At 63.9% G+C, this 16,088-nt stretch carries 18 protein-coding genes; 5 read left to right on the top strand and 13 right to left on the bottom strand.

The window, feature by feature from the left end:
- Positions 1–47 precede the first annotated feature (47 nt).
- From K6U06_RS05930 to K6U06_RS05920, 3 genes are read right to left on the bottom strand one after another with little or no spacing between them, the layout of a single operon-like run.
- Positions 48–1,025 carry a type II secretion system F family protein gene (locus K6U06_RS05930; RefSeq protein ID WP_262320991.1) on the bottom strand — a complete coding sequence of 326 codons (978 nt, stop codon included), beginning with the start codon at positions 1,023–1,025 and terminating at the stop codon, positions 48–50.
- Positions 1,022–1,810, bottom strand: a complete 789-nt coding sequence (locus tag K6U06_RS05925; RefSeq protein WP_262320990.1) for a CpaF/VirB11 family protein — start codon at positions 1,808–1,810, stop codon at positions 1,022–1,024. The genes K6U06_RS05930 and K6U06_RS05925 overlap by 4 nt, the downstream gene beginning before the upstream one ends.
- A gap of 18 nt (positions 1,811–1,828) precedes the next feature.
- Positions 1,829–2,302 carry a DUF6788 family protein gene (locus K6U06_RS05920; RefSeq protein ID WP_262320989.1) on the bottom strand — a complete coding sequence of 158 codons (474 nt, stop codon included), beginning with the start codon at positions 2,300–2,302 and terminating at the stop codon, positions 1,829–1,831.
- Between the two features lie 76 nt (positions 2,303–2,378).
- Here K6U06_RS05920 and K6U06_RS05915 point away from each other — a divergent pair, with 76 nt between their 5' ends.
- Together K6U06_RS05915 and K6U06_RS05910 are read left to right on the top strand one after the other, a co-directional pair.
- Positions 2,379–2,753, top strand: a complete 375-nt coding sequence (locus tag K6U06_RS05915) for a transposase (protein ID WP_262320988.1) — start codon at positions 2,379–2,381, stop codon at positions 2,751–2,753.
- A gap of 162 nt (positions 2,754–2,915) precedes the next feature.
- Complete coding sequence (locus K6U06_RS05910; protein WP_262320987.1) at positions 2,916–3,200, top strand: hypothetical protein; 285 nt, start codon at positions 2,916–2,918, stop codon at positions 3,198–3,200.
- 75 nt (positions 3,201–3,275) lie between these two features.
- Here the strand turns inward: K6U06_RS05910 and K6U06_RS05905 are convergent, their stop codons facing one another.
- The 10 genes from K6U06_RS05905 to K6U06_RS05860 all read right to left on the bottom strand — a co-directional run bounded on the left by K6U06_RS05905 (position 3,276) and on the right by K6U06_RS05860 (position 13,928).
- Positions 3,276–4,442 carry an acyl-CoA dehydrogenase family protein gene (locus K6U06_RS05905; RefSeq protein WP_262320986.1) on the bottom strand — a complete coding sequence of 389 codons (1,167 nt, stop codon included), beginning with the start codon at positions 4,440–4,442 and terminating at the stop codon, positions 3,276–3,278.
- Positions 4,443–4,484: 42 nt separating this feature from the next.
- Positions 4,485–5,189, bottom strand: a complete 705-nt coding sequence (locus tag K6U06_RS05900) for an ABC transporter ATP-binding protein (RefSeq protein WP_262320985.1) — start codon at positions 5,187–5,189, stop codon at positions 4,485–4,487.
- The gene (locus K6U06_RS05895) at positions 5,186–5,902 is read right to left on the bottom strand and encodes an ABC transporter ATP-binding protein (protein ID WP_262320984.1); all 717 of its coding nucleotides are present in this window, start codon (positions 5,900–5,902) and stop codon (positions 5,186–5,188) included. Before K6U06_RS05895 ends, K6U06_RS05900 begins: the two co-directional genes overlap by 4 nt.
- Entirely contained in the window at positions 5,899–7,833 is a 1,935-nt protein-coding gene (locus K6U06_RS05890) for an ABC transporter permease (protein WP_262320983.1), read from the bottom strand. Before K6U06_RS05890 ends, K6U06_RS05895 begins: the two co-directional genes overlap by 4 nt.
- Positions 7,834–7,847: 14 nt before the next feature.
- Positions 7,848–9,092: an ABC transporter substrate-binding protein gene (locus tag K6U06_RS05885; protein WP_262320982.1), complete on the bottom strand. Its 1,245-nt coding sequence runs from the start codon at positions 9,090–9,092 to the stop codon at positions 7,848–7,850.
- A 14-nt stretch (positions 9,093–9,106) separates the two neighbouring features.
- On the bottom strand, positions 9,107–9,832 hold the full coding sequence (locus K6U06_RS05880; RefSeq protein WP_262320981.1) for an enoyl-CoA hydratase/isomerase family protein: 726 nt from the start codon (positions 9,830–9,832) through the stop codon (positions 9,107–9,109).
- Entirely contained in the window at positions 9,829–10,713 is an 885-nt protein-coding gene (locus tag K6U06_RS05875; protein WP_262320980.1) for a succinate--CoA ligase subunit alpha, read from the bottom strand. Before K6U06_RS05875 ends, K6U06_RS05880 begins: the two co-directional genes overlap by 4 nt.
- Positions 10,710–11,882 carry an ATP-grasp domain-containing protein gene (locus K6U06_RS05870; protein ID WP_262320979.1) on the bottom strand — a complete coding sequence of 391 codons (1,173 nt, stop codon included), beginning with the start codon at positions 11,880–11,882 and terminating at the stop codon, positions 10,710–10,712. The genes K6U06_RS05875 and K6U06_RS05870 overlap by 4 nt, the downstream gene beginning before the upstream one ends.
- A 3-nt stretch (positions 11,883–11,885) precedes the next feature.
- Entirely contained in the window at positions 11,886–12,389 is a 504-nt protein-coding gene (locus tag K6U06_RS05865; RefSeq protein ID WP_262320978.1) for a MaoC family dehydratase, read from the bottom strand.
- Between the two features lie 384 nt (positions 12,390–12,773).
- The gene (locus tag K6U06_RS05860) at positions 12,774–13,928 is read right to left on the bottom strand and encodes a thiolase C-terminal domain-containing protein (protein WP_262320977.1); all 1,155 of its coding nucleotides are present in this window, start codon (positions 13,926–13,928) and stop codon (positions 12,774–12,776) included.
- A 619-nt stretch (positions 13,929–14,547) separates the two neighbouring features.
- Between K6U06_RS05860 and K6U06_RS05855 the strand changes: the two genes are divergently transcribed.
- The 3 genes from K6U06_RS05855 to K6U06_RS05845 are packed head-to-tail and all read left to right on the top strand — an operon-like array spanning position 14,548 to position 16,067.
- Entirely contained in the window at positions 14,548–15,363 is an 816-nt protein-coding gene (locus tag K6U06_RS05855; RefSeq protein WP_262320976.1) for an enoyl-CoA hydratase/isomerase family protein, read from the top strand.
- A 15-nt stretch (positions 15,364–15,378) separates the two neighbouring features.
- On the top strand, positions 15,379–15,789 hold the full coding sequence (locus K6U06_RS05850; protein WP_262320975.1) for a Zn-ribbon domain-containing OB-fold protein: 411 nt from the start codon (positions 15,379–15,381) through the stop codon (positions 15,787–15,789).
- Positions 15,786–16,067 (top strand): acyl-CoA dehydrogenase family protein, encoded by a 282-nt coding sequence (locus K6U06_RS05845; protein ID WP_262320974.1) that lies wholly within the window; start codon positions 15,786–15,788, stop codon positions 16,065–16,067. The genes K6U06_RS05850 and K6U06_RS05845 overlap by 4 nt, the downstream gene beginning before the upstream one ends.
- Positions 16,068–16,088: the final 21 nt, after the last annotated feature.

Raw genomic sequence — 16,088 nt, 5'->3', positions numbered from 1 at the left:
CGTCGCTCCTACCCACAGTGCCAAACCGGCACCGACCAAGGCGCGCGTCACGGTCGGCCTGCTGCCGCCTGCCCAGCCGGGGCAGCATCCTCACCCTCCCCCCCATCCGTCTGGGCGAAGGGCACCGGCGCTTGCCTCGCGAACGAGTCGGCGAAGACCCTCGGCTCGAGCGGAAGGCGCATGAGACGCCCACTCCACACCCAGCAGGCCACGACGCCGAGCAGGCCGGCGGCCACCGCCAGCTGACCACCCGGCGTTTGGTACGCCGAGCGGCCCGTGCCAATCGACAGGCCGGCGAGCGCCATCCCGAGCGGCACGAGCAGCACGAAGCGCCGGGCGAAGCGGACGCCGGCCTGCTTGACCTCTGCGTCGCGCCTTCCCTGTAGGTCGGCGATGCGGTCTTCGATGAGGTCCGCCAAGCGCCGTTCGATCTCGCTGCCCCCGACCTCGTGGGCCACGATCAGCGTCTCGCACACCACGTCTGCGGTCGGGTCCGCCAACGCGTCCTTCACCACGTCCAGGGTCCTGCTGAAGTCGGTGGAGAGCAGCCATTCCCGCTCCGCTGCAGCGAAGCCCTGGCGCATTTCCTCCGGAGCTCGCCGGCCCACTTCGAAGAGGGCCTGGGGCACCGAGCGACCCAGCGACCCGGTGAGAAGGCGCAGTTCCTCGAGCATCCTCGGCCACGCGTCGCGGGCAGCGACGAGCCGGCGGGCCCGCCGGTTGCGGTACGAGGCGACCGGGGCGCTGGCGGCAAAGACGCCGGCGACAATCGCCGGGAGCACCCCGCCGAACACCGCGAACGCGACGGCGGCCCCGACACCGAAGAGCACCAGCATCGTCGCCGCGAACTCGCCGGGGCGGACCTGGTCCAACCCGGCCTGGCGCAACCAATCCTCAGCGCTTCGCCGCCGGGGCCAGCCTGCCGTCTTGGGCCCGGGACCGAGCCCCCGCCACCCGAAAACCGTGGCGGTGTAGAGGAGGAAGGCTCCGTAACCGGCCAGTGCTGCCGCTACAACGCCGATCACCGGCACGACCATCCCTCAGCCAGACCCCTCAAGTCGTACCCAGCCAACTCGAGAGCTCGCACTGCCCGTACCGGGAGGTTGCCAGTCCAGGTCAAGGGGGCGTCGTGGCGCGACCGGGCGAAGATCGAGGTGGTCGTGAACGCCACGTTGTCGTGGCCGACTTGGAGGTCCTCGACCGCCAGTACCTCTGTCACCCGGACTGCGCCCCCCTGACGGGCGCAGTGGACGACTATGTCGACCGCTTCGCTGACCAACGCCGACAGGGCTGACACGGTGAGTTCCGATCCGGTCTCGGCCAGCTGGCAGATGAACCTGAGCCGGGACAGGGCCTGCCTGGCGGACCCGGCGTGGATGGTGGTGAAGCCCTGCACCCCCGACGACAAGGTGAGCAAGAGCGCGAGCGCCTCGCGGTCTCGGACCTCGCCAACGATCGCCACGTCCGGCGCCATCCGCAAGAACCCTGCCACCAGCCGGCGCAGGTCGACCTCCTTGCGATCGGCGCGCGCCGGGCGGGTCTGCATGTGGGCGACGTTTGGCAACGGGACGTCTGTCTCGAACACCTCCTCCGCAATCACCACCCGCAGAGCCGGGTCCAACTCCGCGGCCAGGCAGGCGAGAAGGGTGGTCTTGCCCGATCCTGGAGCACCGGCCACGACCGTCGAGAGACCGGAGCGGACACAAGCCCGGAGGAATCCGGCGGTGGCCTCATCGAACATCGAGTGCTGGACCAGCTCGCGCAGATCTTTGTACGGCACCGCGGTGAACTTCCGGATGTTGACCAGCACATGGGTTTCGCGCCGAACTCATGCGGAAGTCGGTCGTCGAGGCGGCGTGGACGGTGCCGAGTTGCCGGCTGAGGCAAATGTGTGTACCTGGCGGTCATGAGCTTGGAACCGAGCCTTTGGACCGGTTCGGTCCTGCTGGACGAGCGCTTCGTTTAGGAGGAGCTCGGCCGCCTTGGCAGCTACCCCCCGCATCCGGGCGAGGATTTCCTTCGCCCGACGGTCGTTGCTGATCCATTCGCTGTAGAGCCCTGCTTGTTCTGGGGTGAGCCGGCGGTTGACCGTCCTGCCGTCGATCGTTTGGGTGACGTGCCAGTAGGGACCGTGTAGTCGAGGCGGATCGGCGTGGCAGGCGCAGTTGGCCTTGCCGCAGCGACCGGGCCACAAGGCGATGCTGCCTGCTGCGATGTAGCCGATGCCGGCGAGCTGGCGGGCGAGCTCGCGGTAGCGACGCTCGTAGGCATCGAGCCGGGCAGCGGTCCTCTTGTTCACCATCGCAAACTTCTCCCCGGGGCGAGTGTTCCACCTCCCGTATCCTAGAGTTATCACACTCTAGGATACGACCCGAGAGATGGGCAGTTCGAGTCCGCAGTCGAAGACGGCGGTGTGCCGGATGCTCGTATGGTCCGGACTGTCACAGACGTGGAGCCACCACCGGGCGCACCGGTTCTCCCACGCCCGCTGGTCGATCGAGCACGTGTATGCGGTCCTCACCCGTCTCGTCGTGCGGCTTCTTCTGGCGGCCGATGCGGCGGTCACCGTCGCCATCGACGACACGCTGTTCCACCGCCGAGGGCCCGAGGTCCACGCCGCCAGCTGGTTCCACGACGGGTCGGCGATCGGCAAAGCCAAGGTCGGGTATGGGAACAACTGGGCTTCGCCTACCTGCTGGCCGACGAGATCGTCGAGCTCGCCGGCTACGGCCCGGCCCGGCAGATCTCGGTGATCGAGAATGCCAAGGTCGTCTTCCAGATCCTCACCTCCGACACTCTCACCCACCCGGTCCGCCTCATCCGCCTGCTCAAGGCCCGCTGGTGCATCGAGAACTGGCCACGCCTTCAAATACGCCGAGGACCACCACGGCATCCACTGGCTGTGCACCTACGACATGGACCTCAAGCGAGCAGTGCAGCGCACGGTCCCCTTCGGGCTCGTCGTGAACACCCTGGCGATCTGCTGGTACGCGACGGTCGGTCATCACCCCGGCGACGTCGAAGCGGCCCGAGCGCTCGCCCCGTGGTACCGGCAGAAGGTTAAGCCGTCGGTCCTCGACATGTTCGCCAAGCTCCATCACGTCATCATCGCCGCGCAATTTCGACGGGTAGACCCTGCGCCGCTCACGTCACAGGAAATCTCCATCGTCCGCCTGGCCTGGAAGGGCGTGGCGGCGTAGGTGAGAAAGTCGAGCAGTTTGCGGCTGCGGAGATAAACGGCAGGCCCCGCAAAGTCCTCGACTGGCGCACCCCGGTCAGTAGGTTCGTGGGAGGCCGAGAACGTGTTGTGCGATGTGAGCGAGTGCAAGCTCTTGGGGGAGTGGAGCGATCTTCATTAGCCGTGCTTCCCGCCAGAACCGCGCGATCTGGTATTCCTCGGCGAAACCGTATCCGCCGTGTGTCTGCATCGCAGCGTCTGCCGCCTCGAATCCAGCCTCCGCACTGAGATACTTGGCCATGTTGGCGTCTGCCCCTGCGGGTAGGCCCTGGTCCAGCAGCCACGCTGCGCGACGCGCCACCATCTCGGCCGCCTCCAACCGGGAGTAGGCGGCCGCGAGCGGGAACGCGACGCCCTGGTTGCTACCGATCGGCGATCCGTGAACTACGCGCGTGGTGGCATAGCGAGCTGCGCGTCGGAGAGCCACCCGGCCGGTTCCGATGGCCTCCACTGCGATTAGGACCCGTTCCGCGTTGAGCCCGTCGAACAGATATTGCAGTCCGCGTCCTTCCTCGCCGACCCGATCGCCCACCGACACTGGAAGGTCATCGTAAACCGTCTCGCACGACGCCACGGCGTTACGACCGGCCTTGGCAATCGGGCTGATCGTGACTGCCGGATGTTTCAGATCAGCGAGCAGCAACGTAAGCCCCTCCGTTCGTCGTGTGCACCGTTCGGCCGGCGTGGTTCGTACCAAGAGCAGGACCTTGTCTGCCTCGAGCGCTTTCGACGTCCATACTTTGCGGCCGCGGACGCGATAGGTGTCACCGTCCCGGACAGCCGACGTACGGATAGCGGTGGTTTCGGTACCTGCGTCGGGTTCGGTTACGCCAAAGGCGATATGCAGTTCCCCCGACGCCACGCGGGGGAGGTAGCGTTGCTTGAGTTCCTCGGAACCGTGTAGCACGACTGGATGCATGCCGAAGATGGACAAGTGGATAGCACTAGCCCCGTTCATAGCTGCGCCGGATTCGGCTACCTCTTGCAAGACCACCGACGCCTCAAGTACTCCTCCACCGCCGCCTCCGTATGCCTCCGGGATGGCGATGCCGATCCAACCCCCTTCCGCCATGGCCTGATAGAACTCCCACGGGAACCGGTGTTCGGAGTCGCTCCGGTACCAGTACGTGTCATCGTAGCGAGCACAGACGGCCCGCACGGTCCGCCGGATCTCCTTGATGTGGTCACTCTCTTCGAAGTCCATGTCTGCTCCTTGACACCTTTCCCGTTGCTCCGGTCGGATAGCTCACACACCCAGGTATGCACGTTGGACCGCTGGTGCGGCGATGACGTCCCGAGGGTTGCCTTCGGCGATCACCGACCCAAGATCGATCGCCACGATTCGGCTGCTGAGGGCTGCTACTACCGACACGTCATGCTCGACCAGCACGATCGCGGGCGGTTCGGGCTCAGCGCCGATCTCTCTGAGAACGGAGGCGACTCGATCCTTCTCGGCATCGTTGAGTCCCGCCATCGGCTCGTCGAGAAGCACCAAGGCCGGCTGGCACAGGAAGGCTCGACCAAGCTCCACCCGTTTGCGGACGCCGTAGGGCAGAACGCCCACGCGCTCTGCCCCGACATCTTCGAGCGAGAACAGTTCACTCACACGAGCGATCTCCTCCACGGATCGACGCCCGCGCACGCGGCTACCGGCCCGCAGACTCTCGCGCACCGACAGAGCCGGAGAGAGTTCGAGGTTCTGATAAGACCGGGAGATACCCAGCCGATGGCGCGCATGCGCCGGAACCCGAGCCAGTTCACGGCCCCGAAACGTCACGGATCCCGAGGAGGAGCGCAGGCCGCTTAACACGTCGAGGAGCGTGGATTTACCGCTGCCGTTGGCGCCGAGCACTCCGACGAACTCTCCTGGGTCCACGTGGAAGCTCAGCGCATTGAGCGCCGCGACACCGCCAAATTTCACCGTGAGTGACTTAGCGTCGAGCAGCGTCACGGCAGACCCAGATACGCGTCATGCAAGATTCCGCTGTCCAGTAGTCGTTCACACGGACCTTCGGCTACGACTTTACCCGCTCGCAGGACATAGGCGAAGTCGGCCACCTGCAGAGCGAGCCTGACGTTCTGCTCCGCCAGCACGACGCCGATACCGTAGTCGTGGCGGAGACGGGCGAGCACTGAATACAGGCGCGCCACGGCTTCCGGAGCAAGCCCCAAGGAGGGCTCGTCGACCACGAGATAGTCGGGCTGCGTCATTAACGCTCGGCTAACCGCGAGCATCTGTTGTTCTCCTCCCGACAGCGAGCCAGCGAGCTGTCCGCGGCGCTCGGCCAACCGAGGGAACGCGTCGAGCAGTTCACCCATACGGGCTGCAACCTGATGCTTAGCGCCACGCCGAGCCACCAAGAGATTCTCCTGGACCGTGAGCGCTGGGAAGATCATTCGACCTTCCGGAACGACGCTGATCCGCGCCTTGTGAGTACGCGACCGAGGTGTCCACAGGGTCATGTCCTCCGCCCCGCAAAGCAGGGTGCCCCGCCGTGGTGGCAGCACCCCGGCTAGTACGCGGGTTAACGTAGTCTTGCCTGCACCGTTCGCTCCTAGCACAGCTACAGCACGGCCCTTCTCAATATCGAGGGTAACGTCCTGCAACACCCAGCCTCGCCCATACGTTGCCCATACTCCGCGCAAGGCCACAGTCTCGCTCATTTGGCTTGGCTCGCCCTGGAAAGGTTGCTCGGCTTCCGCATACGACCGCCTCGCCCGCCCGCCCGCGTCGAGTACTGCGTATGCAATACCTGTCGGACACGTTCAGCGACCGAGCCCACTAGGCTCGTGAGACCACTAGGGGCGAGCATCAGCACCAATATCAGAGCACCTCCAAAAATAATGTTCGGTAGCTCTTTTAGCCCTGACGTGGCCTGTGGTACTCCACCGAGGAATCCGCCCCCAACTATCGAGCCGAGAATGCTGTCCATTCCACCGACTACCTGAGCCGCCAGAATATTGAGAGAGAAACTGAAGTCGAACAATTCCGGACTAATCAGGCCGACGGTCTCGGCGTACAGGACTCCGCCGATGCCCGTCACGCCGGCAGCGAGAGAAAAGGCGGCGATACGGTTCCACACCACTCGAGCACCTGATGTCTGAGCCGCACGACTGGCGTCACGGCCAACGATCAGATCCAGCCCGAAGAAGCTGCGACGAAGAAGAGCTACAAGCCCAGCTAGGACCAAGAAGATCACCAGCTCTAAAGAGATCACTCCCGTCGGGCTTGTTAGCGTATAGCCGAACATGCGCGGGGGTGGCAAGGCGAGTCCGTTGGCTCCCCCGGTGACGCCAAGATGGAGGGCAAGTTCGCTGACGGCAGACCCGAACACCAAGGTCACTACTGATAAGTACACCGTTCCAAGCCGACTACAGGGTGTACCGATCATGATACCGAGGAAAGCACCGACCGCGAAGCCCAATGGAAGGGACACCTCTAGCCCTAGGCTAGAGTGGGCAGCGAGTATGCCAGCCGCATATGCCCCGCCCGCAGCAAAGGCACCCTGTCCGAGTACAAGCTGCCCACTCAAGCCGATAACTATATACATGCCCAGAATCATGATCGCGAAGGGAATCGCTGCCTCGACTCCAGCGACGGTGCTGAAACTTCCCGCCCTTGCCACCCACAGCACAAACCCCACCACGATGAACATTCCAAAGATCGACGTCGACAGCTGGGGCCTCGGCAGATCTTCAATTCGCACCAACCGAGATCGACGCGGCAGGCTGGCTTCAGAAAGGTTACCCGGGTGCCGCCCTATCAATCCATTGGGCCGGCTCATGAGCACTACCACCACTACGATTAACAACGAGACGGCCTGCAGCCAGGACGCAACGTAGTACGCCAATATGTTCTCGATAAGACCCAACAGGATGCCGCCGAGGGCGACACCGAGCAAACTATCGAACCCCCCAACGACCAGACCGGCCAGTGCTGCCACCAATAGGTTGTTTTCATTGCCTGCAACCAGACCCGATCGACCAGCCGAAATAAATGCCGCGGATGCCGCCAACATCCCTGCGACTCCCCAGATAAGCGTTCGTATTCGCGTTACCGGCAAGCCCAACATCGACGACGTTAGCGGACCCTGACCAATGGCGCGGATATGTAGGCCCAAACGGGTGAATTTCAATGCACTCGCGAGCGCGACGAACAGTATTCCGACGACGGCACCGGTAGCGACGTCTGTGGGGGAAATGAAAGTGCCACCGATTGTGAGGCCTGATCCAAGGTCAAGGTTGGGTGCCGCGTGCACCTGTGAACCCCAGATCCAAGCGATCACCGCCGAAGCGATCAGCCCGGCGCCGAGGGTCGCTACCGATGCCCGGAAGGCGCCGCCGTTCGCCTCGACTTGCCGGACTAGGAGCAGGTACGTCAGGCCCGACAAGACACCTCCGAGCACGGCTGCTGCGGCGAGCGCCCACAACGAGTTGGCGGCCGTACCGGGCACCTCAACTACGGAGACCAGCGCCGCCACAAAAGCGAGCGGCCCCATCGCTAGATTGAGGATCCCACCGGTGCGATAAACCAGTGATAACGCGACGCCGAGTAAGGAATACAGCAAGCCAGTAGCCAAGCCGCTGATAACCACCCCCCCCACCTCTGTCAGCCGCCAAATGTAGGAAGCGTCACGAACGGCTTCGCGGGAACTAACGAGCCGTTCGCGGCGACCAAATCCCCCTCGTTGATTGTGGCTATGTGATTCGCCTTCGAGAGGGTGACGCCGGGCGTGCACCCGATAGTGGTATTGTTAATCGCCTCCATTCCCGCCTCAAGGGATGTTGCGGTAGCAGACTTCCCTTTTTCGAGAGCGTTTTTGATGGCGGTCACGATGAGCGCCCCGCCGGTCCAGCCTTGCTCGCTAAGCGGACTGACCTCAGTAGGGTTATGTGTGGACATATACTGCTCATATCCGCCAGCGCAATTAGCGGCCGGAGTAGTAGTCTCGCTGAAATATACGCCGTCGGCTAGAGAGCCAGCCGCCTTCAGAACGGCTGCAGATGCCAAACCGAAGAAGGCTTGAACCCTTGGATGATAGTTGGCCGCACTGGCGGCCTGGAGGAATGCAATGAACTGCGGTGTCAACCCCCAAAACACGACTCCGTCCGCCCCTGCAGATTTGAGCCGCGCCACCTCGGCCGACAGGTCGCTGGTGGTGTTACTAAACCCGGCCGTTACTACTGTTGGCTTACCTTGTGCCTTAAGCCAAGCCGCGGCACCTGTCTCACCGGGCTGCCCGACGGCGTCATTCTCATATAGAACCCCGATCTTCGAGGATCCGAGCTCGCTTAGGAAGCGGGCGTCTGCAGCACCCAATCGGGTGTATTGAGCGCTGACACCAAAAATATTGGCCGATGTCGGCATTAGGTCGTCACCCGAGGTGAAGGGCACCCACACGACATTGGGATGAGCTCGCATATAGGGGACGAGAGCCGTGATAGCCGGAGAGGCAACCCCGCTCACCAGTGGATAGCCTTCGGATGTCAACTGACGTACGACCGTGGACACCCCATTTGGCGTGTAACCGGTGTTAAGGGTCGTGTAGGAGATCTTATGCCCGTTGACACCGCCGGTGGCGTTGATCATATCGAAGTACGAGGTTTCGCCGTCGATAATCTGCTTGTACGCAATAGCCGGACCAGACTCGACGCTCGCGATACCGACCTTAATGGGAGCGCTCGAAGCGATGGTGCCATTAGCAGTTGACGATCCACTCGGAGTCGAACTCTGCTTCGAGCTCGAGCACGCCGCCAATCCAAAGGCCGTGACGGCCAGTGCCGTCCCAGCGCTTGCGAGGCGCTTGGATCGGCGAGCAGCCGTGATCCAAGCGGCGCCTCTTCCCTTGTTCATGCGTCCTCCCCTTTTCATTGAATATTCCTCTTGTGAGTTATCGCCACGGTTTGAGCCAGCGCTTCGCTGATCATGAGCAGATCGGTGCGATCGGCATAGAGACGCTTGGTCAGCGCTAGCGCCAGGCTGCTCCGCGTACCAAGCTTGTGCGTAAGGCTCTGAATTCGCTCGTCGAAAGCACCAGGCGCCACGACGTCGCCAAAGAGCCCGAGCCGCCCCGCGTGCTCTGCGGAAATCTCGTCGTACGTGAGAAGCAGCTGCCGCGCTGCCCGTGCGCCCAGCGCGGCTCGCAACGTTACAGCCAGGGATGCATCCGGGACGAGCCCATTATCAAGGAAGCTGAGCACGACCCGAGCCTCGGCGCTCGCAACGGTGAGATCGCAGGCCAGGGCGAGCCCCAAGCCCCCTCCGGCTACCACGCCATTCACCCGGGCGATCGTTACAGCGTTCATGTGCGCCAATTGTTCCACGATTTGCTGCGTCGTCTCGACGCCGGCCAGTGCGTCAAGGGCTGTGCCGGTCCTGCGCCGGAACAGCTCGTCCCGGTCCGCGCCGGCGCAGAAACCACGGCCCGCACCGGTGAGGACGACTATGCCGACGGTGGTGTCACGCCGTATCGCCTCAAGGGCGTCGAGCAACTGCACCTTCATCTCGGCTGTGACAGCGTTCAAGGCACGTGGCCGGTCGAGGGTTACGGTAACAACGGGTCCGTCCCGGCCGATCTGCACGACGGCGCTCACCGCGCCTCCTCAAGCAGACCGGCGACAATCCCAGGCACGTCCCACAAGGTGGGGGAGACGGTAGCGCCCGCGGATTCCAAGGCGCTAATTTTGGCCGCTGCTGTGTCGCGGTACTCGCGTACCACGGCTCCAACGTGCCCCATCGGAGTGTCCTGCGGAGCGGAGCGGCCGGCTATATAGGCGACCACGGGCTTGCTCATAGTCTCGATCACCTCGGCTGCCTGGTACTCCTTCTGGCCGCCCACCTCACCGATCAAGACAACCGCGCGCGTGCTCGGGTCGGCCTCGGCCACTTGCAACCATTCCGCTGGGGTCGATCCGACGACCCGGTCGCCACCGACCGCCACGCACAAACTCTGGCCAATGCCGGAACGCGACAGCAGGCTCACGATCTGGATGCTCAACGTTCCGCTGCGTGACAGGACGCAGACCGGTCCCGGCCGGGCAAAGTCGGGAACCAGGGAGCCGGCCAAACACCGGCCTGGGCGCAGCAGTCCCACTGTGTTGGGCCCGACGATGCAACAACCCCGGCGCACCGCCTCGGCGCGCAGCCGCATCGTGTCATGCAGCGGCACACCCTCGGCCGCTATCACGAGGAGTTTCACCCCCAGATCCATCGCCTCCCGGGCCACTGCGGCGACCCGTGCGGCCGACACATAGACGATAGCGATCGTGGGACACAGGTCGGCGGTCTCAGCGAGCGCGTCGAACACCGGAACACCCCACACCACCTGCCCGGCACGGCCCGGCGCAGCACCAGCCACGACGTTCATGCCGAACTCCACCATCGTGCGTGTCTGGTCACGGGCATATTGCCCGGTGATCCCAGCAATCACGACCCGAGCATCTTTATCCAGCGAGTCGAGCAGAGCAGGATTCATCGGGCGCTCTGGAACCCGCAAGCGACAGCGGCGGACACCGTGTCTGGCAAATCCGGACTCACATGGACGCCTGCCGACTCCAACCACTCGACCGCCTCGTCGTAGGACATCGACACGGTCGCGGCCGCTCCAGCATTGAACGTCGAGAAGATAGGCGGCCGCTCAGGATGATCGGACAGTGCCGCCACGATCCCCTCGATCACGTTGCGCAAGGAGGACGCAGCGATGACGAAGCTGATGATTATCGAGCGCGCGCCCACCTCGCGCGCACGGCACAGAACAATGTCGGCGAGCTCCCGTACCGCGTTCACGCTCACGCCACCAGAGGTGTCAATGAAGTTTGCCAGCCTTCCCCCGTGTTCAGCCACCAAGTCCATTACCGCCATCCCGAAGCCGGCTCCCATCGACAGCAGGGCAATGTCTCCATCTAATGGGAGGTAAGTTAGCCCTGCGACGTGAGCTCGTTCGCTCAGAGCGTCTGCCGAACGGCGGACGTTTGCAGCCCGCGGAGAGAGAGAGGGCGCGGGTATCTGCTGCCGGTAGGTCGCGTTGTCATCGATCGTGACCTTCGCATCGAGCACCATAGCCGTACCGTTAGTTAGCCCCAGTGGATTGATCTCGACGATCTCGGCGTCGCAGCCGCGCATCGCCGAGACGAGAGCGGCTGCCGCGTCGGCGGCTGCCGCGGCCGCAGGTGCGGCCAAGCGTGGGTCCAGTGAGGCGAGGATACGCTCCCGCGGGGCCGGCTCATCCGCCGGAAAATGCGCTTCACGCAGATCACCGGCGTTTTGCTCGATGTCGACGCCGCCGGAGGCGCTCGTCCAACATCGGATATCCCCGCTCAGATCATCCACGTCCAGCAGGAGGTACATCTCGCCGCTGTGCTCAACTCTTCGCTCCACCAGGACACCAGCGCACGGATCGCGCCCACCGACGACACGGCGGAAGAATTGGACGGCAGTAGCATCCGGGTCGGACTCGGCGAGCGCCCGAATCAGGCCGTCCTTGTGGCGCCCCCCGCTGAGTACCTGTGCCTTGAGCATCGCTGGACGGCCGACTGTTGCCAGCGCGTCAAGCAACTGAGTTTCCTCAGTGACCCAGACACCGAACGGCACCGCGACCCCGTGCTCCTGCAGCAAAGCCTTCGCCTCGGCCTCAAATAGCCTCATCAGTTAGCTCGCCTGAGCCCGGCTACTGATGAGCCGTGCGACGTCAAACTCCATGACCGTCTCTTCACCTTGGTTGAGGACTCGATTGTGCGTAGTCACAATACCCGCACCGGGGTTCTTTCTGCTCTTGCGTTTGTTCCTAAACTCGGCCATCACACGTATCGTGTCTCCCGGCCGGACAGGCCGCGGGATCCGCATCGCGTCGACACCAAGGAACGCAAGCCCAACACCCCGAATAGCACCCGTGCCGACCAGCAAACCCTCCGCCAAGGCGAACGTCAGCGAACCCGGGATGATCCGGCCCCGATAAAGGGAGGCATTGGCGGCGGCCTCGGAGACGAAGACATCCTCGTCGAAACCGGCAAATCTCACGTATTGATCGAGGTCCGCCTCGGTCACGACGCGCGCCGCGCTCTGCACCGTGGTCCTCAAGTCGTAGTCCTCAAAATATAGCGGAAACTCGGTCCGTAAAGTCATCAATGCGTCCTTCGCCTCAGAGAATCCCACACGCCGATCCTAAACCAGTCGGCGGTGCTAAAACCGTAGCCCCCCCCGGAACTGTTCAGGAGTCTGCACGGAAACGTCCAAGTCGGGCGTCTCCCCGAAAGTGCCCGCACCCATTCGATTCCGCGAGGCCTGTTGGCTCCAGAGCCAGACGATGCCGCTCTTCATCCGGGGCTTACTCACCGTGCCGAACCCCCAGCGCTAGACACGGCGGCGGCGACGCTATTAGTTTTGTACCGGCCCATGCCCTCCTGGATGATCGGAACTCGATGCCCAAGAGATCAGTGAGCCGGTTGAAAATGGAGTTCATGGTGAGTTCTTTTCTCTCGCGGGGTGTGGCCAGTTCCAGTAGTCGGTGCCCTGTCGGGTCGTGCAGGCATCCTGCCTTCAGCGATCAGTGGTGAGAACGAGGGCGGAACCGTCGACGAGGGCGCCTGAGGTCACTACTCCTACGTCGTGGCGCGCCACTTGCCTGTCTCCGCATCGGCCCTGGATCTGCAGCACGGCCTCAGCGACGGTGTTCATCCCGTGCAGGTACCCCTCGGCCAGCAGGCCGCCGTGGGTGTTGACGGGCAGCCCTCCGTTCAAACCAGTCGCGCCCGAGCGCACGAACTCTCCAGCTTCGCCCCGGCCGCAGAAGCCTAGCCCCTCCAACCCCATCAACACGACCGCTGTGAAACAGTCGTAGATCTCCGCGAAATCCACATCGCCAGCCGTTATGTCAGCGCGCCGGTACAGTTCCTCCCGGAGAAGGCTGGTGAAGTTCCTGGTGTAGTCGTCGTAGAGCAGCTGGTCGCCGATGTCCAGGCCCGGCCGCGCTCCCGCTCGATAGGCGGCTGAGGCGATCACAGCCGGGGGGTGACGAAGATCCCGAGCACGTTCCAGGGTGGTCACCAAAACAGCGCACGCTCCGTCGACCTCACTGGTACAGTCCGCCACCCGAAATGGTTCGGCGACCATCGGCGAGGCTAGATACGAGTCCATGTCGAGCGGCCGGCGCTGGATCGCCCGTTCGTTGCGCTCGGCATATGCGCGCTGTGCCACCGCGACCTCACCCAAGGCCCGAGGGTCCGTTCGGGTCTCGTACAGGTATCGTTGGGCCCACATGGCGATGTACATCAGATACGCGTTGTAGCCGATCGGGTAGCGGTACTGAGCCGCCCCACCGGCGAACTGCCCGCTACCCACCCGCACCCCGGACCTGCCATTGAGCGCCCGGAACACGAGCACGTTCTTGGCGTAGCCCTGGGTCACTGCCATCGCGGCTTGCTGGATCATGAAGCACGGCGACTGGCCGCCCTGGTGGAAGTCCATCACGTAGCGCAACTCGGGCAGCGCCAGCGTGGTCGCGACGGCCTCGCTGGATACCGAATCGTCAAGCACGCTGAAGCTGACGACGCCGTCGATCTCCGCCAGCGGGACGCCGGCATCCTGAGCCGAGCTTCGCGCGGCCTCCGTAGCGAGATCCAGGACGGTTCTCCCGGACGCCTTGGTGAGTTTCGTGTATCCGACCCCGACCGCGGCTGCAGCCTCGGTTGCCATACCACCACCTCCTAGTGGGGGCAGGTTATCACCGCGAGACTCCCAACGTCAACCAGGCAATTGAACTCCAGCCTTGACGTCGGTTACCGAACGTCTGGTAGGCTAGGCTCATGTTTCGGCCGACCGCTGCGACAGTGATGACAGTGTTGCGTAGACGATCCGTCATGTCGTCATGGGCGACGTTGACGCCGCCGGGATCTTGTATTGCGCGGCGCCGTACTCTTGGATGGAAGCTTTGACAACCGGCTGGCTGCGTGACCTCGGGCAAGCCGTTGGGCGACATGCTGCGTGAGGGCGAGACGTGCCCCTGTGTCGGGTCAGCCGCCAACTATCGCGCGCCGGTGCTGGATGACGAGTTGGAGCTGGAACTGGGTGCGACCTCGGCAGGCAAGAAGTCGTTGGGCCTGGCGATGACCGCTCGACGGACGCCAGACTCGGCGATCGTCGTCCATTCCGTCGAGTGGCACGGGTGGGCGGAGTTCAGTGGCGACGGGGAGCGGCGCACGCTCGCCCCCGCCCCGCTACCTGGCTGGTTGCGCGACGCTCTAGCCGCCGCGCCTCTTTGCCAGCCGCCCCACCTCGGTCGGCCGAGCTCCGCTCACCCACAAGGAGGAACCCTATGACCGGCAATGATTTCACGCTGGTGCGCCAGATACCAGTGAACGACGTCGGAGCGACGCTGGGCCTGGTGACGTTGAACCGGCCTACAGAGATGAACCCGCTTGACTGGGACACAGCGAAGGCCCTGGGCAGAATATTCGACCAGCTCGCTGCCGATCCAGCCGTGCGCGTCATCGCCGTTACCGGCAGCGGCCGATCCTTCAGCGCCGGGGGAGACATGAAGAAGTACCAGGTCCTACAGCGCGACGCGCGGGATTTTCCGCAGTTCCTGGAGGACATTCAGAACATGTTCAGTCGGATCTTCCTTCTCCCCAAGCCGGTGATGGCGCTGGTCAACGGGATTGCGGTCGCCGGCGGTATCGAACTGGTGCTCTCCTGCGATCTGGCCATCGCGTCGGAGTCGGCCCGCATCGGCGACGCCCACCTGCCGTTCGGGCAGATGGGCGGCGGCGGGGTCCTCACCCTGCTCCCCCGTGCCGTCGGGCCTGCCCGCGCCCGCGAGCTGATTTTCTCGGGCCGGTTGCTCAGCCCGGCCGAGGCACTAGACTGGGGGCTCGTCAGCCAAGTGGTGCCAGACGGTGAACTACTGGACGCCGGCATCGCTTTCGCTGCAGAGGTCGCGAAGAAGTCACCGCTGGCTGTCGCGAACGCCAAGTCGGTGCTCAACACCGCCTTGCGGGACGGGACCGGCATCAGCAGCGGCATGCGGTTGGAGCGCGAGGTCACCGCCCGCTACTGCCTGACCAGCGAGGACGCACACGAGGGGTTGCTCGCCTTCGCCGACAAACGTAAGCCCGCCTTCACCGGCAGATAAGAAGAGGAGTTTTTCGTGAGCACGACCGCACCCGTCACCGGCCCCAAACCCTCACCCGACGAGGACAGCGCCCACTACTGGCAGCAGCTCAACGAGCACCGCATCGCTCTGCAGGCATGCACCGCCTGCCACAGACGTCGGTTTCCTTCCACGCCCGCATGTCCGTACTGCGCCGAGCCGCTCAGCCGATGGGAGCAGGCAGACGGCACCGGAACGGTCTTCTCCTACATCGTCGTGCACCGGGCATTCGATCCGGCCTTCGCTGCGGAAATTCCCTACACCGTGGCCACGGTCGATCTCGACGGCGGCGGCCGCCTCGTAGGTCGTCTGACGTCGCCGCCGGCCATCGGCGCCCGCGTGCAAGCCCAATTCGTTGGTCACACCGGATGGACTGAGCTTCGGTTCGCAGACCTAGAGACATCATGACAGACACCGTTCCCCGAAAGCACTACGAAAGCGACTCTCTGTTCGCCGAGACGACCCGCAGGTTCACCCGGGAGAAGGTGATCCCCCGGAACGACGATCTCGACCAGCACCCGCAGGACATGAAACTGATCCGCAAGTTACTCCTCGAAACCGGATGCCTAGGCCTCTACGGCGCCGTCATTCCCCCCGGGTATGGCGGAGCCGGGCCGAACTCGCTCGCGCTACCCGGAGAGCGTCGGATGACACTCGGACTGGAGAGATATGAGACATGCCAGTAGCTGACACATCTGGCGTCCCGC

Origin of the sequence: Acidiferrimicrobium sp. IK, from assembly GCF_025499425.1 — a bacterium.
Classification (GTDB): Bacteria; Actinomycetota; Acidimicrobiia; order Acidimicrobiales; family Palsa-688; genus Acidiferrimicrobium.
Note: the sequence above shows the minus strand (reverse complement) of the source record. Positions and strands in the feature narration are given on the sequence as shown.

What these genes read in the sequence shown, in the direction of transcription:
- K6U06_RS05920 (WP_262320989.1), bottom strand. Translation starts at nt 2,302, where the DNA reads ATGGTGAACAAGAGGACCGCTGCCCGGCTCGATGCCTACGAGCGTCGC.
- K6U06_RS05915 (WP_262320988.1), top strand. Translation starts at nt 2,379, where the DNA reads ATGGGCAGTTCGAGTCCGCAGTCGAAGACGGCGGTGTGCCGGATGCTC.
- K6U06_RS05910 (WP_262320987.1), top strand. Translation starts at nt 2,916, where the DNA reads ATGGACCTCAAGCGAGCAGTGCAGCGCACGGTCCCCTTCGGGCTCGTC.
- K6U06_RS05905 (WP_262320986.1), bottom strand. Translation starts at nt 4,442, where the DNA reads ATGGACTTCGAAGAGAGTGACCACATCAAGGAGATCCGGCGGACCGTG.
- K6U06_RS05895 (WP_262320984.1), bottom strand. Translation starts at nt 5,902, where the DNA reads ATGAGCGAGACTGTGGCCTTGCGCGGAGTATGGGCAACGTATGGGCGA.
- K6U06_RS05885 (WP_262320982.1), bottom strand. Translation starts at nt 9,092, where the DNA reads ATGAACAAGGGAAGAGGCGCCGCTTGGATCACGGCTGCTCGCCGATCC.
- K6U06_RS05875 (WP_262320980.1), bottom strand. Translation starts at nt 10,713, where the DNA reads ATGAATCCTGCTCTGCTCGACTCGCTGGATAAAGATGCTCGGGTCGTG.
- K6U06_RS05870 (WP_262320979.1), bottom strand. Translation starts at nt 11,882, where the DNA reads ATGAGGCTATTTGAGGCCGAGGCGAAGGCTTTGCTGCAGGAGCACGGG.
- K6U06_RS05860 (WP_262320977.1), bottom strand. Translation starts at nt 13,928, where the DNA reads ATGGCAACCGAGGCTGCAGCCGCGGTCGGGGTCGGATACACGAAACTC.
- K6U06_RS05855 (WP_262320976.1), top strand. Translation starts at nt 14,548, where the DNA reads ATGACCGGCAATGATTTCACGCTGGTGCGCCAGATACCAGTGAACGAC.
- K6U06_RS05845 (WP_262320974.1), top strand. Translation starts at nt 15,786, where the DNA reads ATGACAGACACCGTTCCCCGAAAGCACTACGAAAGCGACTCTCTGTTC.